The sequence below is a fragment of the Streptomyces sp. NPDC091282 genome, assembly GCF_044757385.1.
In the GTDB taxonomy this organism is placed as follows: Bacteria; Actinomycetota; Actinomycetes; order Streptomycetales; family Streptomycetaceae; genus Streptomyces; species Streptomyces gramineus.
This window is the reverse complement of sequence record NZ_JBIVUX010000021.1, coordinates 1,438-3,097: the sequence shown is the minus strand read 5'-3', so window position 1 is coordinate 3,097 and position 1,660 is coordinate 1,438. Positions and strand designations below refer to the sequence as shown.

The following is a 1,660-nucleotide window of genomic DNA, read 5'->3' as shown; positions in this document are numbered from 1 at the left end:
GATGTTTGACGCTTCACAGCGGGTACCGGAATATCAACCGGTTATCCATCGACTACGCCTGTCGGCCTCGCCTTAGGTCCCGACTTACCCTGGGCAGATCAGCTTGACCCAGGAACCCTTAGTCAATCGGCGCACACGTTTCCCACGTGTGAATCGCTACTCATGCCTGCATTCTCACTCGTGAACCGTCCACAACTGCCTTCCGGCGCTGCTTCACCCGGCACACGACGCTCCCCTACCCATCACAGCCTCCGTTGGGAGTCATGCTGCAATGACACGACTTCGGCGGTACGCTTGAGCCCCGCTACATTGTCGGCGCGGAATCACTAGACCAGTGAGCTATTACGCACTCTTTCAAGGGTGGCTGCTTCTAAGCCAACCTCCTGGTTGTCTGTGCGACTCCACATCCTTTCCCACTTAGCGTACGCTTAGGGGCCTTAGTCGATGCTCTGGGCTGTTTCCCTCTCGACCATGGAGCTTATCCCCCACAGTCTCACTGCCGCGCTCTCACTTACCGGCATTCGGAGTTTGGCTAAGGTCAGTAACCCGGTAGGGCCCATCGCCTATCCAGTGCTCTACCTCCGGCAAGAAACACACGACGCTGCACCTAAATGCATTTCGGGGAGAACCAGCTATCACGGAGTTTGATTGGCCTTTCACCCCTAACCACAGGTCATCCCCCAGGTTTTCAACCCTGGTGGGTTCGGTCCTCCACGAAGTCTTACCTCCGCTTCAACCTGCCCATGGCTAGATCACTCCGCTTCGGGTCTTGAGCGCGCTACTATATCGCCCTATTCGGACTCGCTTTCGCTACGGCTTCCCCACACGGGTTAACCTCGCAACACACCGCAAACTCGCAGGCTCATTCTTCAAAAGGCACGCAGTCACACCACAAGGATGCTCCCACGGCTTGTAGGCACACGGTTTCAGGTACTATTTCACTCCCCTCCCGGGGTACTTTTCACCATTCCCTCACGGTACTATCCGCTATCGGTCACCAGGGAATATTTAGGCTTAGCGGGTGGTCCCGCCAGATTCACACGGGATTTCTCGGGCCCCGTGCTACTTGGGTGTCTCTCAAACGAGCCGCTAATGTTTCAGCTACGGGGGTCTTACCCTCTACGCCGGACCTTTCGCATGTCCTTCGCCTACATCAACGGTTTCTGACTCGTCTCACGGCCGGCAGACCGTAAAAGAGAGATCCCACAACCCCGTATACGCAACCCCTGCCGGGTCTCACACGCATACGGTTTGGCCTCATCCGGTTTCGCTCGCCACTACTCCCGGAATCACGGTTGTTTTCTCTTCCTGAGGGTACTGAGATGTTTCACTTCCCCTCGTTCCCTCCACACTGCCTATGTGTTCAGCAGCGGGTGACAGCCCATGACGACTGCCGGGTTTCCCCATTCGGAAACCCCCGGATCAAAGCCTGGTTGACGACTCCCCGGGGACTATCGCGGCCTCCCACGTCCTTCATCGGTTCCTGGTGCCAAGGCATCCACCGTGCGCCCTTAAAAACTTGGCCACAGATGCTCGCGTCCACTGTGCAGTTCTCAAACAACGACCAGCCACCCGTCACACATCACTTACGCGATGCTTCACCGGGGCCGGCATCAGAGGGAGTTCATTCCCTCAGACACCCAACAGCGTGCCCGACACC

General features: G+C 57.2%; 1 other annotated feature (cut by a window edge).

Annotated elements, in window-relative coordinates:
- Window positions 1–1,525, bottom strand: a sequence feature (mutual gap in cmsearch alignment for this rRNA model is longer than 100) (it extends 1,489 nt beyond the left edge of the window).
- Window positions 1,526–1,660: the final 135 nt, after the last annotated feature.